Annotated in this window: 18 protein-coding genes; 13 read left to right on the top strand and 5 right to left on the bottom strand. The window is 50.6% G+C overall.

Translation table 11 applies throughout. From position 1 onward, the window contains the following. Window positions 1-144: 144 nt before the first annotated feature. The gene (gene nrdD / locus H8J70_RS06290) at window positions 145-2355 is read left to right on the top strand and encodes an anaerobic ribonucleoside-triphosphate reductase (RefSeq protein WP_374048464.1); all 2211 of its coding nucleotides are present in this window, start codon (window positions 145-147) and stop codon (window positions 2353-2355) included. Between the two features lie 10 nt (window positions 2356-2365). After that, window positions 2366-2911 carry an anaerobic ribonucleoside-triphosphate reductase activating protein gene (gene nrdG, locus H8J70_RS06295; RefSeq protein WP_186503010.1) on the top strand — a complete coding sequence of 182 codons (546 nt, stop codon included), beginning with the start codon at window positions 2366-2368 and terminating at the stop codon, window positions 2909-2911. A 64-nt stretch (window positions 2912-2975) separates the two neighbouring features. On the opposite strand, the gene H8J70_RS06300 is transcribed toward nrdG, so the two are convergent. After that, a complete protein-coding gene (locus H8J70_RS06300; protein WP_186503011.1) occupies window positions 2976-3530 on the bottom strand; it encodes a manganese efflux pump MntP in 555 nt (184 codons plus the stop codon). Between the two features lie 215 nt (window positions 3531-3745). Then, on the bottom strand, window positions 3746-4639 hold the full coding sequence (locus tag H8J70_RS06305; protein ID WP_186503012.1) for a DMT family transporter: 894 nt from the start codon (window positions 4637-4639) through the stop codon (window positions 3746-3748). Between the two features lie 174 nt (window positions 4640-4813). On the opposite strand from H8J70_RS06305, the gene H8J70_RS06310 reads away from it, so the two are divergent. The 9 genes from H8J70_RS06310 to H8J70_RS06350 all read left to right on the top strand — a co-directional run bounded on the left by H8J70_RS06310 (window position 4814) and on the right by H8J70_RS06350 (window position 15657). Continuing rightward, window positions 4814-5902 (top strand): putative NPN-dependent ornithine cyclodeaminase, encoded by a 1089-nt coding sequence (locus H8J70_RS06310; protein WP_186503013.1) that lies wholly within the window; start codon window positions 4814-4816, stop codon window positions 5900-5902. Between the two features lie 41 nt (window positions 5903-5943). Further along, window positions 5944-7878, top strand: a complete 1935-nt coding sequence (locus H8J70_RS06315) for a sigma 54-interacting transcriptional regulator (RefSeq protein WP_186503014.1) — start codon at window positions 5944-5946, stop codon at window positions 7876-7878. Window positions 7879-8544: 666 nt separating this feature from the next. Further along, a complete protein-coding gene (locus H8J70_RS06320) occupies window positions 8545-9840 on the top strand; it encodes an MFS transporter (protein ID WP_186503015.1) in 1296 nt (431 codons plus the stop codon). Between the two features lie 14 nt (window positions 9841-9854). Next, window positions 9855-10526, top strand: a complete 672-nt coding sequence (locus H8J70_RS06325; protein ID WP_186503016.1) for a cyclase family protein — start codon at window positions 9855-9857, stop codon at window positions 10524-10526. Between the two features lie 10 nt (window positions 10527-10536). Then, entirely contained in the window at window positions 10537-11538 is a 1002-nt protein-coding gene (locus H8J70_RS06330) for a PdxA family dehydrogenase (protein ID WP_186503017.1), read from the top strand. 184 nt (window positions 11539-11722) lie between these two features. After that, entirely contained in the window at window positions 11723-13579 is a 1857-nt protein-coding gene (gene ftsH / locus H8J70_RS06335; protein WP_186503018.1) for an ATP-dependent zinc metalloprotease FtsH, read from the top strand. A 100-nt stretch (window positions 13580-13679) separates the two neighbouring features. After that, a complete protein-coding gene (locus H8J70_RS06340) occupies window positions 13680-14156 on the top strand; it encodes a GNAT family N-acetyltransferase (RefSeq protein WP_186503019.1) in 477 nt (158 codons plus the stop codon). Window positions 14157-14158: 2 nt separating this feature from the next. Further along, entirely contained in the window at window positions 14159-14650 is a 492-nt protein-coding gene (locus H8J70_RS06345) for a hypothetical protein (protein ID WP_246415290.1), read from the top strand. Next, entirely contained in the window at window positions 14647-15657 is a 1011-nt protein-coding gene (locus H8J70_RS06350; protein ID WP_246415291.1) for a S66 peptidase family protein, read from the top strand. Before H8J70_RS06345 ends, H8J70_RS06350 begins: the two co-directional genes overlap by 4 nt. Before the next feature lie 63 nt (window positions 15658-15720). Here the strand turns inward: H8J70_RS06350 and murI are convergent, their stop codons facing one another. Beyond that, window positions 15721-16506 carry a glutamate racemase gene (gene murI, locus H8J70_RS06355; protein WP_186503020.1) on the bottom strand — a complete coding sequence of 262 codons (786 nt, stop codon included), beginning with the start codon at window positions 16504-16506 and terminating at the stop codon, window positions 15721-15723. A gap of 210 nt (window positions 16507-16716) precedes the next feature. Here murI and H8J70_RS06360 point away from each other — a divergent pair, with 210 nt between their 5' ends. Together H8J70_RS06360 and H8J70_RS06365 are read left to right on the top strand one after the other, a co-directional pair. Beyond that, window positions 16717-17139 carry a GNAT family N-acetyltransferase gene (locus H8J70_RS06360; protein ID WP_186503021.1) on the top strand — a complete coding sequence of 141 codons (423 nt, stop codon included), beginning with the start codon at window positions 16717-16719 and terminating at the stop codon, window positions 17137-17139. Between the two features lie 56 nt (window positions 17140-17195). Further along, window positions 17196-17789, top strand: coding sequence for a nitroreductase family protein (locus H8J70_RS06365; protein ID WP_186503022.1), 594 nt, complete (start codon window positions 17196-17198; stop codon window positions 17787-17789). 54 nt (window positions 17790-17843) lie between these two features. Here the strand turns inward: H8J70_RS06365 and H8J70_RS06370 are convergent, their stop codons facing one another. Beyond that, window positions 17844-18770: a transketolase family protein gene (locus H8J70_RS06370; protein WP_186503023.1), complete on the bottom strand. Its 927-nt coding sequence runs from the start codon at window positions 18768-18770 to the stop codon at window positions 17844-17846. Next, window positions 18770-19597 (bottom strand): transketolase, encoded by an 828-nt coding sequence (locus tag H8J70_RS06375; protein ID WP_281386270.1) that lies wholly within the window; start codon window positions 19595-19597, stop codon window positions 18770-18772. The genes H8J70_RS06370 and H8J70_RS06375 overlap by 1 nt, the downstream gene beginning before the upstream one ends. Window positions 19598-19725 lie beyond the last annotated feature (128 nt).

The raw sequence follows: 19725 nt of genomic DNA on the forward strand, positions 1-19725 counted from the left end.
AGGGTATTCCCATTTCCTCTATTTTGTAGTATCATAGAACACGTCACCAAACACTATATATTGTATGTACGGATAAAGATAATAACCATATTTGGTATAAGATAAGAAGATTATGAATTTTTAAAGGAAATGAGGAGATTGGTAATGGAGCAGATGGAACCCATGGAAAATGCACAAGTAAAGGTCAATGTCATCAAACGGAATGGCCAGGAAGTAGGCTTTGATATTAAGAAAATTATCAATGCCATTACGAAGGCCAATAATGAAGTAGACGATGTTCATCAAATGAACCCCTATCAAATCCGGGCCGTTGCCGATACGATTGCCAAGAATATTTCGTCCCTGCCCCATGCCATCAACGTAGAAGATATACAAGATATGGTAGAAAAGGGCATTATGGAAATGCGCGGCTACGAAGTGGCCCAGAAATATGTACGTTATCGCTATAAACGGGAAATTTCCCGTAAGACCAATACGACAGATGACAGCATCCTGGCCCTCATTGAACAGATGAATGAAGAAGTCAAACAGGAAAATTCCAATAAAAACCCGGTCATCAATTCGACACAGCGCGACTACATGGCCGGCGAAGTCAGTAAGGACCTGACCCGGCGTGTCCTTTTGCCGGAAGATATTGTCCGCGCCCATGAACAGGGCATTATCCATTTCCACGACATGGATTATTACGCCCAGAAGGAACACAACTGCGATCTCATCAATTTGGAAGATATGCTCCAAAACGGCACGGTCATCAGCGAAACGCTCATCGAAAAACCGCACAGCTTCTTTACGGCCTGCAACGTAACGACGCAGATCGTCGCCCAGGTGGCCAGCAACCAGTATGGCGGCCAGTCCTTTACTCTAGCCCATTTGGCACCCTTCGTCGACATTAGCCGTCAAAAGATCCGCCGCCAGGTTGAAGAAGAACGCAAGCTTTGTGGCGAAAGCATGGATCCGGAAGTCATTCATAAAATCGTGGCCCGCCGGCTGCGGGAAGAAGTAAAGAGCGGTATCCAGACAATTCAGTACCAGCTCATTACGCTCATGACCTGTAACGGCCAGGCACCGTTCGTCACCATGTTCATGTATCTCGACGAAGTACCGGAAGGACAGACGCGGGACGACTTGGCCCTCATTATCGAAGAAGTCCTGCGCCAGCGCATGCAGGGCGTCAAAAACGAAAAGGGCGTCTGGATTACACCGGCCTTCCCGAAACTGATTTACGTCCTCGATGAAGATAACATCTCAGAAGATGCACCGTACTGGTATCTGACCAAACAGGCTGCCGAATGCACGGCCAAACGGCTCGTACCGGACTATATTTCGGCGAAAATCATGAAACAGCTGAAACAGGGCAACGTCTATACGTGCATGGGCTGCCGCTCCTTCCTGACCGTCGAAGATTCCCAGCGCAAGGCTGACGGTACGCATAAATTCTATGGCCGCTTCAATCAGGGCGTCGTCACGATCAACCTCGTCGACGTAGCCTGCTCGTCCTACGGCGATATGGAAAAATTCTGGCAGATCTTGGACGAACGCCTGGATCTCTGCCACCGGGCCCTGCGCTGCCGTCATGAACGCCTCTTGGGCACCGTTTCTGACGTAGCACCGATCCTTTGGCAGTATGGCGCCCTGGCCCGTCTGAAGAAAGGCGAAACCATCGACCGCCTGCTCTTCAACGGCTATTCGACCATTTCCCTGGGCTATGCCGGCCTCTATGAAATGTGCATGCGCATGCTCGGCAAATCCCATACGACGCCGGAAGGCCGCGAATTTGCCCTCAAGGTCATGCAGCACTTGAATGACAAGTGCAAGGAATGGCGCGATGCCGAAAACATCAGTTATTCCGTCTATGGCACGCCTATGGAATCGACGACGTACCGCTTTGCCAAGGCCTTGCAGAAACGCTTTGGCATCATCAAAGGCGTAACGGACAAGAACTACATTACCAATAGCTACCACGTCCACGTAACGGAACCGATCGATGCCTTCCACAAGCTGAAGTTTGAAGCCGATTTCCAGCGTCTTTCGCCAGGCGGCGCCATCAGCTACGTAGAAGTACCGAATATGCAGAATAATATTCCTGCCGTCCTGACGGTCATGAAATATATTTACAACAACATCATGTATGCCGAATTGAACACGAAGAGCGACTATTGTGAAGTTTGCGGCTACGATGGTGAAATTAAGATTATTGAAGATGAAACGGGAAAATTGATTTGGGAATGCCCGAACTGCGGTAACCGCGATCAGGAAAAAATGTCTGTAGCCCGCCGTACGTGCGGCTACATTGGCACCCAGTTCTGGAATCAGGGCCGGACCCAGGAAATCAAAGACCGCGTTCTCCATCTCTAAAGGATGAACCATGAATTACGCAGAAATTAAAGAATACGATATAGCCAATGGTCCCGGTGTGCGTCTGAGCCTTTTCGTCTCAGGCTGCACCCACCATTGTCCGGGCTGCTTCAACGAGATGACCTGGAACTTTGACTACGGCCAGGCATTTACGGCAGACGTAGCAGGGGAGCTCCTGGAAAAACTGGGTGAAGACTGCTACCAGGGCCTGACCCTCTTAGGCGGCGAACCTATGGAGCCGGTCAACCAAAAGGGCCTTTTGCCGCTCTTGCGCCAGGTTAAGGCACAGTATCCCCAAAAGGATATTTGGTGCTTTACAGGCTATCTCTTCGACCGGGATCTCCTGGGCCGTATGGCACATACTGTACGGGAAACGAAGGAACTCCTGTCGTACATCGACGTCCTCGTAGACGGCGAATTTATCCTGGCAGAAAAGGACGTTACCCTCCTCTTTAAGGGCTCGCGCAACCAGCGCACCATTGACGTGCAGGCGTCCCTTGAAAAAGGCCATATCGTCCTCTGGGATACGCAGCAGGCGGCAATTAGAAAAGCATAACGAAAGACCGTATAGGCAGCGCAGCAGTGCTGCCTATACGGTCTTTTTTACCACGAGATACGGATCAGATCAGTCCCAGCCCCTGGAAGAGAATCTTCAGGCCAATGAGAATCAGGACGATACCGCCCAGCCGTTCCGAACCGGCCTTATAACGCAGGCCGAAGAGACTGCCGACCTTGATGCCCACAGCCGAACAGACAAAGGTCGTCAGGCCAATACAGGCCGCGGCGTAGACGATAGAAACGCCCATGAAGGCAAAGGTCACGCCCACTGCCAGGGCATCGATGCTCGTAGCAATGGCCAGGAAGAACATGGTACCTGCGGCGAGAGATGCATTTTCCTCTTCTTCGCCACCGGCCTCGCGGATCATGTTAGCGCCGATGAGGACGAGAATGAGACAGGAAATCCAGCTGTTGTAGCGCATGATATAGGCGGAAAAGAAGCTGCCCAAATAGTAGCCTATAGTCGGCATGAGGGCCTGAAAGCCGCCGAACCAGGCGCCGGCGATGAGCATATGCCGGACTCTTGTCTGCCCTAGGGACAGGCCCTTACAGACAGAGACGGCAAAGGCGTCCATAGAGAGGCTCAAAGCCAGAATGAATAATTCCAGTGTAGTCACAATATCTCCCTCGTTTTCTGTCAAAAAAAAGACCTGAAGACAGCAAGAATACTGTCTCCAAGTCTCATCATTTCAAATAGCACCGGGTGTATACACCAGGATGTCGATACTATTGTACATGTGTATGTACTGATTACTCCCTTGAAGCAATACAGCTATTATATAGCAGCCCTGGGAGCGTGTCAATGAAATTGAAAATAAAATTGAGAATGACCTCAGGCTGTTTTCATGGTAACCAAGTACACCGTAGCCAGAATGCAGGCAAAACCTGTAATATCCGTTGCCGTAAAGGGCGTACCGAGGAGAAGAAACGAGCAAACCGTAGCCGATAAAGGCTCTAAGGTACCGATAAAGGTGGCCTTTACGGGGCCAATATCGCCGACGCCGCGCAAAAATAAGGTAAACGAAGCAACCGTGCCGATGAGGACGATGAAGGCAATGGCCATCCAGCCGGAGAAATCCAGATTAAGCGAGGCGCGCCACGGCGTGATGATCAGGCCTAAGGCCATGCCGCCGATCAGCATGGCCAGGGCGTTGACCGGCAAGGTGCCCCATTTGCGGATTTGTGCGCTGGGCAAAATCGTATACAAAACAGAGCAGGCAGCCGAGCCAAAGCCAAAGACCAGGGCCAGCGGTGAAATAATCAAGTGGTGGAAATCGCCGCCTGTAGCGATGAGAAAGACGCCGCCTAAGGCGAGCAGGATGGCCAGCATGTGCCAGGCATTGGGCAGACGGCGGAGGTGGATGGCCGCAATGGTCGACATGAGCACGACGTTGAGTGATTGTAATACTGTTGCCGTGCCAGCGTTGGCGTATTCAATAGCGGAAAGATAGGTAGCCTGGCAGGTAATAAGCCCGAAAACAGCAAAAATAACGATATGGAGCATATCGCGCGGGCTGTGCAGGACGTGAACCAGCGTCGGGCGCTGCAGCCCTAAGACCAACGCCAGCAGTACGACACCGGCACCGATCATACGCATATTGGTGAGCAGCAGGGCATCTATTGTATAGTATGTAAACAAGTATTGGCCACACGTACCGGACATACCCCAGCTGAGGGCACCGGCAGTAGCACAAATGAAACCACGCTTTACATGTTCTTCGGCCATGAGAACCTCCTTTTTTTCTGATTACGCCTTATTATAAAAGACGTTCTTAGCCTTGTAAAGAGGTGGATTTTTGTCAACGCACTGTGTCATTGTTGATTTTACCGGAGCGTGATAGAATAAATAAAGAACACATATATCGTTATTTATGGGAAGTTGTCGTTAGGGGGAATTACTATGACTTGGTCTATGCCTTCGTATACAGCACCGGATTTTACATTGCCATTATTTACAGATGCGCCTGATGTGACGCTGGTACCGGCACCGCGGGATGGTGTGGCACCGGACCGGTACCATTCCATGTCGATTTTCCCGGAATATTTTAAAGTCCACGGCACGTGGCTATTGGCAGAAGAAAGCCGCATGGATTGTGTACCTGTTTATGCCGGCGGCCGCATTGCCGTCGTCGAATTCCGCAATTTGAAAAAGGGCGATCTCGTCGTCGTTGGCCGTAAGGAACGGGGCGAAGAAGGAATCTACGTCCATGATACAGGCTTTTCGGCAGACCGGGAAGACACGGATGATTCCTTTATCTTCCGGACCGGCCGCTCGCGGGAAACGGCCTATTCTAAAGATTACGATTCTGTCTATGAACTGCTTGAGTATGAAAAGCAGCATGGGAAAATCGTCTGGGTCATGGGGCCGGCCTGCGCGTTCGATGCCGATGCCCGGGCAGCCTTTGCCGATCTCGTCCGGGCCGGCTATGTCGACGGCCTCATGGCCGGTAATGCCCTGGCAACACACGATCTGGAAGCCGCCTATTTGGGCACTGCCTTAGGACAGGATGTGTATACGCAAAAGCTGGCCCCCTTAGGCCATTATAACCACTTGGATACGATCAACAAGGTGCGCCAGTATGGCTCCATCCATACGTTTATTGAAAAGGAAAAGCTGGATAACGGCATCATTGCCGCATTAGACCGCTGCCACATTCCCTTTGTCCTGGCCGGGTCTATCCGTGATGACGGGCCGCTGCCGGAAGTCATTGGCAACGTATATGAAGCCCAAAATGCTATGCGTGATATGATCCGCAATGCCACGACGGTCATCTGCATGGCAACGATGCTGCACTCCATTGCTACGGGCAATATGTTCCCGTCCTATCGGGTCGTCGACGGACACGTGCGGCCAACGTATTTCTATTGTGTCGATATTTCGGAATTTGCCGTCAATAAGCTGCGCGACCGGGGCAGTCTCAGTGTCAGCTCCATCGTGACGAATGTACAGGATTTCGTCGTCAACGTACGGAATAATCTTTGCCGCTAAGCGCAGGCTGGCAGGAAACATGTAAGTAAGGAGAAACAAGTATGAAAATCACATTTTTCTTGCCATATATGGAAATGAAGGATGTCGTCTCCCAGACCTTTGTGGAACAGCAAAAGCAGGATACAGAAGCGTGGCAGCTGGAAACGATTTTAAAATTAGGCACGCAGATCTTAGGCGACATTTCCGTATCCGGTGATGTCGTCATTGCCCGCGGCGCTACGTACCGCAAACTGAAGAAAATACTGCACCACGTGCCGGTAACGGAATTAAAAATCAGTGGCTATGACATCATGCGGGCGGCGCTGGCCTGTAAAAAAGAATATGGTGACGGGCGCATCGGTTTTATTGGCACGCAGGAAATGATTTATGGCACCCAAAATATTTCCCAGCTGATCCCGGTAGAACTGGTGACGGCAGAAGCCGATGAAGAAAAAGAAATTCACGCGCAATTAGTGCGCATGCGCGACCAGGGTATCCGCGCCGTCATAGGCGGCGTAACGGCGACGATCATTGCCCGTCAGCTGGGTTTTTCTGTCGTGCGCATCAGCTCCGGTAAGGAAGCGGTCTATCAGGCCCTGGTAGAAGCCAAGCGAGCCTATCACCTTTCCCTGCAGGAACGGCGGCGGGCCGAACTGTTTCAGGTTATTTTAAACTATACGAGTGATGGTATGATTGCCGTCGACCGCAATGGTGAAATCCTCATGATCAACAGGGAAGCTGCCAATATTACAGGCCTTTCGCCACAATGTGGCGGCCAGCGCCTCGTCTCCTTATTGCCCCAATTGCCACTGCAAATGGTTCTAGAAACGGGCCAGCCCGTGCTCAACCACATCGTGCGCGTGAACGACCAGGATATTAACCTGAACTGCGTCCCTATGCAGGCTGGTGAACAGACCATTGGTGCCGTGGCGGCTTTTCAGCCGGTCCTGAAGGTACAAAATCTGGGCAACGAAATACGGCGTAAGAAAAATAAAAAAGGCCATGTAGCCAAGGCGACGTTTGCCGATATTTTTGGCGATAGTCCTGCGTTAAAGGATACGATTCACTTGGCACAACAATACAGCAAGTCCGATGCCAATGTCCTCGTCAATGGGGAAACGGGGACCGGGAAAGAACTGTTTGCCCAGAGCATTCATAACGCCAGCCGGCGGCGGAATGAGCCCTTTGTGGCCATCAACTGCGCTGTTTTATCGGAAAACCTCCTGGAAAGTGAACTCTTTGGCTACGTAGAAGGCGCCTTTACGGATGCCCGTAAGGGCGGGAAAATCGGCCTTTTCGAAGCGGCCCACAACGGTACCCTTTTTTTGGATGAAATTGCTGAAATTTCGCCGCGCATGCAGGGCCTGCTCCTGCGCGTTTTGCAGGAACACGAAATCATGCGTGTTGGCGACGACCAGATTATTCCGGTCAACGTGCGGGTCATCGCCGCGACAAACCGTGATTTGGCCCAAATGAGCCGGGCAGGCCTGTTCCGTCTGGATCTCTATTACCGCCTCAATACGCTGCACCTGGTCCTGCCGCCCTTGCGCGAACGGGGAACGGACGTAGTGACGCTGTTTAAGCGCTTCCTTACGACCATTTATAACCGGAATGGCATCATTTGGAACGGTATGACAGCCCAGGCAGAACAATGCCTCCTGCAGCAGCCCTGGGCCGGCAACATTAGAGAACTCTACAACGTAGCCGAACGTGTCGCCGTATTCACAGAAGGACGGGAATTGCAGGAAAGCGACCTGCGCGTAGCCCTCACGGGCGGCGTATACGGCAACGCGGCCAAAGCGGTATCCGTAGAAACAGATACTAAGGCAGAAGCTGCCATGCCTGAATCAGAAACAGCGCTTCCCGGCTCAGGCATGGATGAATACGAACGCATCCGGGCAGCCCTGGAAAAAACACATTATCATTATGGCAAAGCGGCAGAACTTCTGGGCATGAGCCGTACGACGTTGTGGCGGAAGATGAAACAGTTTAAGTGATGCTGGTAAATAGTTGAGAAGAAACTAGAGGGGATTTGTCTAAGCAATCTCGTAAAAATACAGTGGCGTACGGGAATATACGTCTGATGAGAGCACGTAAGTCGCCGTAGTTTCTTTTTACTGTACTGTTCCCGTAACAGGAGGAAGCCTCCGCTTCTATAGGCGGGGATACATTCATGTAAATCTCTTTGGTCATTAAATATATTGTGAAGAAATTATCTTATAGAGCGAACTCCAAGTATAGAGACGGCTAACTTGGAATTTGCTCTATAATTTTTTTATTGGATTCTAAAATAGTAAAAAAATGAAAAACAATAATTCAAATACATGAAACTAATGAAATAAAATAGTTCAAATGAAAGATGAATGAAACATGAATGAGGCAAAGGCATAGATAGAATCGTTTTGAAAAATGATTTTTGCTCATAGAAAACAGCAAGATGACTTGACTTTATGTTAATTATTTAACGTAGTATTCAAAAATACTAGGAGATATATTAAAATGAATGCTAATTGCGCATGACCAATCACTTAGGATAAATATTGGCACAAAAATTTCATGTGAAAAGTGTAACGTTACGGACCGTGAGTAGAGGAGATACTCATGCAGACCGATTTTATTGTTCAAGCCATTATAGTATTTATAAGAGATGAGGAGAGATTTGTATGAATGCAGTTCCGAAGAAGAGATGGTTTAGAATACTGCCCGCAGTATTCCTGATGTATTGTATTAATATGATTGACCGAAACAATATTGGTTTTGCATTTCCCGGAATGGAATCCGATTTAGGGATTGGTGCAACCTATGCAGGCTTAGCAGGTGGGATTTTTGCTATTGGTTATTTATTCTTGCAGGTTCCGGGTGGCCTTTGGGCTGAACGCTGGAGCGCGAAAAAATTAATTGCCGTTGCCTTGATCGCTTGGGGCCTCTTTGCAGGCTTAACCGGTTTTATCCAAAATGTTACGCAATTATTAATCGTACGTTTTATGATTGGCTTTGTAGAAGGCTGTATTTTACCGGCAATTGTCTTATTGTTAAAACGGTGGTTCCCGTTTGATGAACGGGCGAGAGCTAATGGGATCTGGATGCTTTCTATTCCTTTTGCAGCCATGATCATGTCGCCAATTTGCGGATTTATTCTTACCTATGCTACCTGGAGAGAAATGTTCTGGATTGAAGGTGCCTTCCCGATTATTTTCTGCATCATTTGGATGTTATGCATTACTGACCATCCTAAAGATGCAAAGTGGCTTTCTGAAGAAGAACGCGATTATCTGATGAATGCTGCAGCAAAGGAAGAATCTAAAATTGCAACTAAAGGCATGTCCATTAAAGATGCGTTAAAAACAAGAAATGTTATTATCTTAATTGCCATTTGGTTCCTTACACAAACGGGTTTTGCCGGATATTCCATTTGGCTGCCTACAATGATGCGTGATTTGACTGGAAGCAGCCAAATGCTCGTTGGCTTATTAACCTCCGTTCCCTGGTTCTTTGCAATGATTATGCTGATGTTAAACTCCCGTCATTCTGATAAAACAGGGGAACGTCGTTTCCACATGATTGTACCGGCTGTATCTTCTGCATTGTTCTTATTGCTTTCTACTTATTTAGCAAGCACCGGCAATGTAACAGCTGCTGTAATTTCCTTGATTTGCTGTGGCGGTCTTATTCAGTGCTACTACGGGATCTGGTGGGCTATTCCGACAACCTTTTTAACGGCCGATGTATTAGCTGTAACACTGGGGGTAATTAATGCTGTCGGTAACTTGGGTGGTTTCTTTGGCCCGTGGTTATTTGGTTATTTTACAACTGTAACCGGAAGCTCTTTAGGTGGCATGGTATTCCTTGTTACGGCCTCTATCATTGCTCCGTTACTCTTATTATTACTGAAAAAAGATATTGGTAAAACCGAAGTTAGTGCAGCTCGTAAGGCAACTGGTAAGGTGGAATTACAATAGAGGAGATGTTTGGTGTGGAATTAATTGACTTGTCATTTCCCATTAAAGACCATTGGCGTTGGGGATATAAACAAACATTAAAAAATACGTTGGAAAATGGTGATGATTTTAGATCGTCTGTTATGACCTTGCCGGCACATGCGTTTACCCATGTAGATACGTTGCTGCATTGTAAACCCGGCGGAGCGCCTGCCTTGGATGAATTGCCTGTTGATACATATTCCGGCAGTGCCTCAATTATAGATTTATCATTTGTAGATGCAGGGCATAAGATTACTGCAACGGATCTAGAAGAACACGCAAAAGATATAAAAGCAGGAGATATCATTCTCCTCAAGACGTGTTGGGATAAAAAACGCGATGTGCAGTCTAAGGAATACTGGTCAGACGCTCCTTTCGTCAGTGAAGAAGCTGCAAACTGGCTCCTTGCAAAGTCGCCTAAGGCAGTTGGCTTTGATTTTCCGCAAGATGAGATTTTAAGACAAGCAGCAACGTATAAAGGTTGCTTGCCAATGAGCGCATCTACAACACATTACGCACTTTTATTAAAAGGTGTGTTCCTGATTGAGTATTTGGCCGGATTGGATCAGATTAAGCAAGATAGAATCACATTTATGGCGTTACCGCTCAAACTGGTCGGGGTTGAAGGCTGCCCTGTACGGGCGGTAGCAATAAAAAGCATTTAGGAGGAACAGAATGAAACCGATTATAGGTATATTTTTAGGTGAAACAGCAGGTGTAGGTCCGGAATTGGTAGCTAAACTGGTAGCAGATAAGGTTCCGTATAAATATTGTCGTCCCGTTTTGATTGGCGATGCCCGTGTACTTCGCCAGGGGATGGAAATTTCTCATGTCGATTTTCCCTTTACGTGTGTAGAAAGCGTAGACCAGGTCGATTGGGATGGCCCTATTTCGATTATTGATTTGAAGAACATCGATCCGAAAACGGTCAAAATCGGCACAGTAGATCCCGCTTCCGGTAAGGTAACAGGCGATACGCTCGTCTATTCCATGGATCTCTTAAAGCAGCACCAGATCGACGGCTTCGTCTTTGGTCCTCTGAACAAACAGGCCTTCAAATTGGGCGGCTACCACGTAGAAGACGAACACGTCCTCTTTGCCCAGTGCCTGGACTGGCTGGATAAGCCCCGCGGCATCCTCAATGTCATGAACAACCTGTGGACCTTCCGCGTAACGACGCACATTCCGTTCCGCGATGTACCTAAGTACATTACGAAGGAAAACGTACTAAAAACGATCGAACTGACCTACAGCACGATGAAAAGAGCCGGCTATGACAACCCGCGTATTGCCTTGGCAGCCCTGAACCCCCATGCCGGTGAAGGCGGCCTCTGTGGCACAGAAGAAATAGACGTATTGGCACCGGTTGTACAGGAACTGCAGAGCCAGGGCAAAGATATTGTTGGCCCGGTTTCGGCTGATACCATTTTCATGCATGCTTTCAAAGGCGAATACGACGCTGTCGTTACCCTTTATCATGATCAGGGCCAGATTGCAACGAAGCTCTTGGCCTTTGACGTCGGCGTTACCGTTGCCGGTGGCTTGCCCTATGCCATTACGACACCGGAACACGGCACGGCCTTTGATATTGCCGGTAAAGGCATTGCCAAACCGAGCTCCTTTGAACAGGCCATCCGCATTGCTGCCCAGATGTCGGGCTGGCGCGAACAGGCCTAAGCAGATGTAATTGCATACCCCTAACGGAAAGAGAAATCCGCTCCTCTCCGTTAGGGGTATTTTTTTCGGCCGCCTGCCGCAGAAAGAATTATTTCAGAACTATTTGCTGTAAAATGAGAGTATGAGTATATCATCTTTTCGCCTTTAGGATTATAATTAAACAAGAGAGGAAGGAGTGTAAATTATGAAAGAAGTACATGAAAAGAAAAGACCTATGCTGTTCTACTATATCGTCGCCTTGGCCGTAATTGTCATCTTCAATGCCATTGCCAAGCCCTATTATGACCAGCAGAGCATCAAGCAGGTCGATTATGGGACCTTCATGAACATGACCGACGATAAAGAAGTTTCCAGCGTACAAATAGATACCAATCAGATTCTCTTCAAAGATAAAGATGGGAAGGAATACCGTACCGGTGTCGTCAATGACCCGCAGCTGACAGAACGCCTCCATAAGGCAGACGTATCCTTTGACCAGGTCATTAAGGAACAGGATTCTCCCTTTACAGAGTTCCTCATCGCCTGGATTTTGCCAATCCTTATTTTCTTCGGTATTGGCTACTACTTTAATCGTCGTCTTATGAACCGCGGTGGCGGTAATTCCCTCATGTTCGGTTCGAAAAATCAGGTGAAGGTGTACGTACCTTCTACCAAGGGCGGCATCCGTTTCGATGACGTAGCTGGAGAAGATGAAGCCAAGGAAAATCTTTCAGAAATTGTCGATTTTCTCCATCATCCTGATAAATATGCCAAAATAGGGGCGAAGATGCCGAAAGGGGTCCTCCTCGTCGGTCCTCCGGGCACGGGGAAAACGATGCTGGCGAAGGCCGTAGCCGGTGAAGCCGGTGTTCCCTTTTTCCCCATTGCCGGGTCGGAATTCGTAGAAATGTTCGTCGGCATGGGCGCCTCCAAGGTGCGCGATCTCTTTAAGCAGGCCAAGGAAAAGGCACCGTGCATTATCTTCATCGATGAAATCGATGCCATTGGCCAAAAGCGTACAGGCAATGCTATGGGTAACAGTGAACGGGAACAGACACTGAATCAGCTGCTGACAGAAATGGACGGTTTTAACGGCGATGACAGCGTCGTCATCTTAGCTGCCACGAACCGCCCGGAATCGCTGGACCCGGCGCTCTTGCGTCCCGGCCGTTTTGACCGCCGCGTGCCGGTCGAATTGCCGGACCTCATTGGCCGTCAGGAAATCCTTAAGTCCCACGCTAAAAACGTTCCGTTGGCTTCTGATGTCGACTTTCATACCATTGCCCGCATGGCTGCCGGCGCGTCTGGTGCCGAGCTGGCGAATATCATTAACGAAGCGGCCCTGCGTGCCGTGCGTGATCACCGCGACGAAGTAAAGCAGGCTGACCTGGAAGAAAGCATTGAAGTCGTCATTGCCGGCTATCAGAAGAAGAACGCCATCCTGTCAGATGAAGAAAAGAAAATCGTAGCGTACCATGAAATTGGCCATGCACTGGTAGCGGCCATGCAGAGCCATTCGGCACCGGTACAGAAGATCACTATTATTCCCCGTACGTCTGGTGCCTTAGGGTATACCATGCAGGTCGACCAGCAGGATAAGTACCTCCTGTCAAAGGAAGAACTGGAAAACAAGATTGCTACCTTTACGGGCGGCCGGGCTGCAGAAGAAGTGGTCTTCGGCCAGATTACGACAGGTGCCTCGAACGATATTGAACAGGCGACGAAACTGGCCCGGGCCATGATTACGCGCTATGGCATGTCCGACGAATTCGATATGGTCGCCATGGAAACGGTGACCAATCAGTATTTGGGCGGCGATACGTCCCTGGCCTGTGCACCGGAAACGCAGAAGTATATTGACGCCAAGGTCGTTTCCTTCGTCAAAGAGCAGCACGCCCGGGCGAAAAAGATCCTCATGGAAAACCGGGATAAGCTCGATGAACTGGCAAAATATCTCTATGAAAAAGAAACGATTACAGGAGAAGAATTTATGAACATCCTGCGCGGCACGTACGAAAAGAAACAAGCCGCAGCAGAAGCAGTACCGGAAGCAGAAGCCTGATAGGCATGCGGAAAAAGAAGGCCTGCAGCCTGTTCCTACGGGAACGAGGCTTGCAGGCCTTCTGCTTTTTCCTTATACTGGATAGAAGGAGGGAAGGAATATGAATGACGTACAAATCGTCGGCTGGCAAGATGACTACCAGCAGGATTATTACAACCTGGCAGCAGAATGGCTGAAACGGTTTTTGAGCATTGAGCCGGGGGATTTGGCCCTCATGGAGCATCCCCGTGAAGCCGTCATCGCCAGAGGCGGCGATATTTTCTTTGCCCGCCTGGGCGGGAAGAATGTCGGTACGATCTCCCTCGTGCCGCATGCACCGGCTGTGTACGAGGTGGCAAAATTCGCCGTCACACCGGCTTGTCAGGGCCAGCACGTAGGCAGTCTCCTCTTAGAGCATCTGCTGGCAAGGGCCCGTGCCAGGGAGGCAGAAAAGCTGGTTCTCTATACGAGCCATATTCTGCAGCCGGCCATCCATCTGTACGAAAAGTACGGCTTTTACCGTACGCCTGCCAATGATTCGCCCTTTGCGGATGCAGACATACGAATGGAATTATCAATATATGAGAAGGAGGAATAATCATGAAAATATATCATAAATTACTCGTAGCCCTGTTGTTGGGCTTAGGCGTATTTGCCGCACCGGGGCTGCCGGCGCAGGCGTATTTTAACAGCCCCTTGGCAGAGAACCCCAACTACCGGCCTGTCAATTTCGGCTTAGGCTATGAGGTTTACGTCGATCTCAGCTCCCTGAAGACTGTAGAAGATAATGGCCGCGAATGGGTTTTTACGGTCAATATGTTCAATTCCCAAGAGGATTCGGGAAAAATCGCAGGAATTTATACGATTACCTATAAGATCGACAGCGGTAAACAGGCCTGGATTTACGAAGAAAATTTCCATTCGTGGACGGCCATCCCCATGAGCAAGCGCATTCAGCATGGCCAGCTGGCAGACTATGTGACAGTCAACCTGTGTTATAAAGAAAAGACCGGTAAGTACCTGAATGACTATAATAATTACGTAACGGGCATGCAGCGCTACTACAGAGGCCCGCAGGCACCGGTGAAATGAGAGGGCTCGCAGCCTTTGTCCTGGCGGCGGTCCTGACCCTGGCCGGCTCTCTGTCACTGGCGGCAATGCCTATGAGTAAAGGCCCGGCCTTACAGCCCGGTGCTACGATCGGCATCGTCGCACCGGCCACGCACAGTGAGGGAATCGATCTGGCTCCGGGGATACAGGCCCTGCAGCACCTGGGCTACCGCGTGCAGCTGGCTCCGCACGCCCTGGCGCAGACCGGGTATTTTGCCGGTACCGATGCTGACCGGGCCCGTGACGTCAACGACTTTTTTCGCGATGACCGGATTCAGGCTATCCTCTGTCTCAATGGCGGCTATGGCAGTGCCCGCATCCTGGACAAGCTGGATTACGCCATGATTGCCGCTCACCCCAAAATGCTCATTGGCTTTAGCGATATTACGGCCCTGCAGGCGGCTCTCTATGAAAAGAGTCATTTAGTTACGGTCAGTGGCCCCCTTTTGGTCACCCTGCATGATGACCGCTCCTATTCAGAGCAGCAGCTGCAGCAAGGGCTGGCGGCAACGGCGCCTATTGGGGAAGTGAAACTCCCGCCAGGCCGGCAGCTGACGACGCTCGTACCAGGTGAGGCATCAGGCCGCCTCATTGGCGGCAATCTGACTGTCGTGGCTTCCTTGGCCGGAACGCCTTATGAGTTAAAAGGAGACGGTGCCATTTTGGTCCTCGAGGACGTTGGCGAAGATGCGTACCGATTGGACCGCATGCTCAACCAGCTGTGGCAAAACGGCCTGCTCCAGCGCGTAGAAGCCATCGTCTATGGTGATTTTATCGATTGTCCCCATGACCCGGGGGACTTTACAGCCGACCAGGTATTGGCCTATTATGCTAAGCTCGCTGGTAAACCGGCTGTACGCGGCCTGCCTGTAGGACACGGCCCGGATAAAGCCTTCCTGCCCCTGGGCGTAGAAGCGACGCTCTATGCGCCGGAAGGGGCTCCGGCCCGGCTGGTGATCCGGGAAAGCCATACGGCAGGGCATACATAAAAAACGACAACAAAAAACGACAACAGAACGCGTCCGTTGTCGTTTTTGTTTTCTTTTGCTGTCTTATTCGATGGTATAGACCTTTTCCAGCTGGTCTAAAAAGCCTTGGATCCGCTGCAGCTCTGCCGGATCGGTTACTTTATGGCCCGAATAGTAGTACGTTACTTCCTGGGGCAGATATTCCAGCCCTTTATGGAAATCTAGCTGCCGGATCAATTCCCGCACGGTCCCTTCGTTGCCGTCGACAAAGCGGACCTGATCGGGCAGGATGCGGCGCAGTGTTTCCTTAAAGTAATTGAAATGCGTGCAGCCTAATACCAGGTTGGCGTATTTGCTGAAATCATAGGGAGCAAACTGTTCCTGCAGATACTGTTCTACAGCAGGAGAGGAGAAATCACCCTTTTCGGCAAATTCAACGAGCTTTGGCAGGGCTAAGAGGTCTACCAGGCTTTCTGTGTCGTACTTTTCAATTAATTCCTTGATCTTGTGCCCGCGGACCGTGACCGGCGTAGCAATGACCAACACGCGGTTGCGGTTTTTATCCATATCGAGCGCTTTTTTCGCCGCCGGTTCCATGCCGATAATGGGGATGGAATACTGGTGGCGCAGGGCCTGAACGGCTACGCTCGTCGCTGTATTGCAGGCGACGACGATGGCCTTGACGTCCTGGGTCATGAGAAAGGAGAAGGCCTGGCTGACGTAGTCAAATACTTGTTCATTCGTTTTGGTGCCATAGGGCACGTTATCTTCGTCAGCAAAGAAAATAAATTGTTCGTGCGGCAATACCTTCATGGCGTGGTGCAGTACGCTGAGGCCGCCCATGCCGGAATCAAAAAATGCTATTTTCATACGAAAAACCTCGATTGTCATGGTGTGATAAAAGTATACGGTGTTTTTAATTATAGCACGAATGGTAGCATGGGAAAACGGGCTTCTTGCAATTTTGGTATATGCAATAGCAGATTTCTATGGCAGAGAACAGAGAAAAACGCGTCTTTCCTGCTATAATAAGAAGAGAACCAGTACGCAGATGATCTGGTTAGGAAAGGATGGTGCCTTATGTTAAGGAAAAGTACAGCAGCAGACCTCGACCGCGTCCATGAATTGATCAGCGCCCTTGTAGGCCATGAATTGGATTACGATACGTTTGCCCAGATATATAAGGAACAATTGAACGACAACGATTATTACTGTCTCTTAGGCGAACTGGACGGCCGTGTTTGTGGCGTCCTGAATATGCGCTTTGACCGGCAGCTCCATCACGGCGGCAATGTAGCAGAAGTGTTGGAATTTTTTATTACGCCTGACGTACGCAGCCAGGGAACAGGCGCCCGTATGCTGGAAGCAGCCGAAGCGATTGCCAAGGAACACCAGTGCGTTCTCATTGAAGTGACAAGCCGTAATATCCGCGTCGATGCCCACCGCTTCTATATGCGGGAAGGCATGGAACACACGCATGCAAAATTCGTCAAAGAATTCTAAGCGTCTTTCTCCCTGCCCTATACTGTGGCAGGGATATTTTTTGGAAAGGACCTGGCATGATCAAAGAAATTACAACACGCCGCAGTATCCGCAAGTATGCGGCCACCCCTGTGCCCCGGGCAGTGCTCGAGGAAATCATTGAAGCCGGCATCCTGGCACCGTCGTCCAAAAACAGGCAGCCCTGGCACTTTATCGTCGTCACAGGCGCGGCTAAGGCCGAAATGGTGACCGTCATGGGCCTGGGCCTCGACCGGGAAGCGCAGACGCCGCTCCTGCCGGAAAGCGCACCCTATTTGGCCGGCGCCAGACAGACGCGGGACATAATGAATCAGGCCGGTGCCGTCATTTTTGTCGTCAATACGCTGGGCTTTGAAATCCATCAGCCCTTAGAGACGGAAGACCGCATCTCTGAAATTTGTAATGTCCAGTCCATCGGGGCGGCTATCGAGAATATGACACTGACGGCTACCTCCCTGGGCTATGGCAGCCTGTGGATTTGTGACTTTTACTTTGCCTATGGGGAGCTCCGCAACTGGCTGGAAACGGACGGCGAACTCGTCGCCGCCCTGGCTGTCGGCGTAGCGGCAGAAGAGCCGGCGCCACGGCCGCGCCGTACCTTAGCAGCGTGTACTGTTTGGCGGGATAGATAAGAAAAAGACCGGAATCGCGTGTTTGATTCCGGTCTTTTTGTCTGTTACAGGCAATTACGTTTCCCTGGCCTTGTGGGCGGCAGCGACGATATCCGCTGCTGTGAGGCCGTATTTCTTTAAGAGGTCGGCCGATGAGCCCGATTCGCCGAAGGTGTCCTGAATACCGACGAATTCCTGGCGGACAGGATAGCGGCGCACCAGCGTTTCGGCTACGGCCGAGCCCAGGCCGCCGATGACGGAGGCTTCTTCTGCCGTGACAATGCAGCCTGTTTGGCGGGCTGCTTTTTCGATGAGGTCTGCATCGATGGGCTTTAGCGTAGGCATGTTGATGACCATTGCCTGAATCCCTTCTTGGGCCAGCGTGTCTGCTGCTGCCAAGGCTTCTGCCGTCATGCGGCCTGTGCCGATGAGGGCTACGTCTGAACCGTCACGGAGGATTTCCCCCTTGTTCCAATGGTAGGTACTGCCGCTTTCATGAATATCCGGTACAGCGTCCTTGCCCAAGCGGATGTAGACCGGCCCTTTGTGGGCAATGGCGGCTTTGACGGCTTCTTCCGTTTCCCACGCGTCAGACGGATTGATGACCGTCAGGTTGGGCAGGCTGCGCATAATGGCCAGGTCTTCTACGGCCTGATGGGTGGCCCCGTCGGAGCCAATGGTGAGACCGCCGTGGCTGACGATGATCTTGACGTTCAGGTTGGGCAGGCAAATGGAATTACGTGTAATTTCAAAACCCCGTTCGGTAAAGAGGGCGTACGAGCCGGCCAGAGGAATCTTGCCGACGGCGGCCAGACCGGCTGCCGTACCGAGAAGGTCCTGTTCGGAAATGCCGACGTTGAAGAACCGTTCCGGTGCCTTGTTTTTGAACTTTTCTGCCCGTGTCGACGAAGCAATATCCGCATCGACGACGACGACGTCCGGATTTTTATAGATTTCCGTTTCCAGGACATGACCGTATGCATCCCGTGTTGATTGTGCCATCAGCCTTCACCTCCCAGTTCCTTCAGTGCCGTTGCGGCATCCTTGGCATCTAAGGCTTTATTGTGCCATTCCTTGTTATTTTCCATAAAATCGACGCCCTTGCCTTTGACCGTTTCGGCAATGATGACCGTCGGCTGGCCTTTGTGGGCCAGGGCTTCCTGCAAGGCGCTTTTGATTTGCGTAAAGTCGTGGCCGTTGATGGTAATCGTGTGCCAATGGAAATCGCGGAATTTAGCGTCGATAGGCATGATGTTCATAACGTCTTCCGTCGTGCCGCCTAGCTGCAGCTTATTGTGGTCGATGATGAGCGTCAGGTTATCGAGCTTGAAGTGGGCGCTGGTCATAGCCGCTTCCCAGACAATGCCTTCTTCAATTTCTCCGTCGCCGCAGAGGACATACGTATGCCAAGCGGCATGGTCGAGACGGGCGCCGAGGGCCATGCCGTTACCGGCCGACAGGCCTTGGCCCAGAGAGCCTGTAGACATGTCGATGCCCGGCGTGCGGTTCATATCCGGTACGCCCTGGAGCATAGCACCGCACTGGCGCAATTGCCAAAGCTCTGCTTCCGGGAAAAAGCCCTGCAGCATAAGCGTGGCGTAGAGGGCCGGTGCGGCATGGCCCTTGGACAGGATGAGCCGGTCCCGGTCAGGCCAATGGGGCTTTTGGGGATCGACATGCATGAATTCGCCGTATAATACCTGCAGTATTTCGACGATAGACAGAGAACCACCGGGATGGCCGGCGCCTGCAGCAGCCAGCATCTTGACGACGTACGAGCGCACCTCGGCGGCCCTGTGCGTCAGTTCTTCGTTAGTCATACGATTCATCTCCTTATGAAAACAAAATCATATATATCATACGTACAGCATAGACCTTTTTGGCCCTGCCGTAAAGTGCCGGCACGCCGGGACCGGCAGTGTTAAACAAACTATAACTTCCTGGGAAACTGCTTGAC

The organism is Megasphaera hominis (genome assembly GCF_014269395.1).
In the GTDB taxonomy this organism is placed as follows: Bacteria; Bacillota; Negativicutes; order Veillonellales; family Megasphaeraceae; genus Megasphaera; species Megasphaera hominis.

Excerpts from the sequence above, each read along its gene's own strand:
- ftsH (WP_186503018.1), top strand. The coding sequence starts at position 11,723 with ATGAAAGAAGTACATGAAAAGAAAAGACCTATGCTGTTCTACTATATC.
- H8J70_RS06345 (WP_246415290.1), top strand. The coding sequence starts at position 14,159 with ATGAAAATATATCATAAATTACTCGTAGCCCTGTTGTTGGGCTTAGGC.
- H8J70_RS06375 (WP_281386270.1), bottom strand. The coding sequence starts at position 19,597 with ATGAATCGTATGACTAACGAAGAACTGACGCACAGGGCCGCCGAGGTG.
- H8J70_RS06340 (WP_186503019.1), top strand. The coding sequence starts at position 13,680 with ATGAATGACGTACAAATCGTCGGCTGGCAAGATGACTACCAGCAGGAT.
- H8J70_RS06360 (WP_186503021.1), top strand. The coding sequence starts at position 16,717 with ATGTTAAGGAAAAGTACAGCAGCAGACCTCGACCGCGTCCATGAATTG.
- H8J70_RS06330 (WP_186503017.1), top strand. The coding sequence starts at position 10,537 with ATGAAACCGATTATAGGTATATTTTTAGGTGAAACAGCAGGTGTAGGT.
- H8J70_RS06365 (WP_186503022.1), top strand. The coding sequence starts at position 17,196 with ATGATCAAAGAAATTACAACACGCCGCAGTATCCGCAAGTATGCGGCC.
- nrdG (WP_186503010.1), top strand. The coding sequence starts at position 2,366 with ATGAATTACGCAGAAATTAAAGAATACGATATAGCCAATGGTCCCGGT.
- H8J70_RS06350 (WP_246415291.1), top strand. The coding sequence starts at position 14,647 with ATGAGAGGGCTCGCAGCCTTTGTCCTGGCGGCGGTCCTGACCCTGGCC.
- H8J70_RS06370 (WP_186503023.1), bottom strand. The coding sequence starts at position 18,770 with ATGGCACAATCAACACGGGATGCATACGGTCATGTCCTGGAAACGGAA.
- H8J70_RS06315 (WP_186503014.1), top strand. The coding sequence starts at position 5,944 with ATGAAAATCACATTTTTCTTGCCATATATGGAAATGAAGGATGTCGTC.
- H8J70_RS06320 (WP_186503015.1), top strand. The coding sequence starts at position 8,545 with ATGAATGCAGTTCCGAAGAAGAGATGGTTTAGAATACTGCCCGCAGTA.
- H8J70_RS06305 (WP_186503012.1), bottom strand. The coding sequence starts at position 4,639 with ATGGCCGAAGAACATGTAAAGCGTGGTTTCATTTGTGCTACTGCCGGT.
- H8J70_RS06310 (WP_186503013.1), top strand. The coding sequence starts at position 4,814 with ATGACTTGGTCTATGCCTTCGTATACAGCACCGGATTTTACATTGCCA.
- murI (WP_186503020.1), bottom strand. The coding sequence starts at position 16,506 with ATGAAAATAGCATTTTTTGATTCCGGCATGGGCGGCCTCAGCGTACTG.
- nrdD (WP_374048464.1), top strand. The coding sequence starts at position 145 with ATGGAGCAGATGGAACCCATGGAAAATGCACAAGTAAAGGTCAATGTC.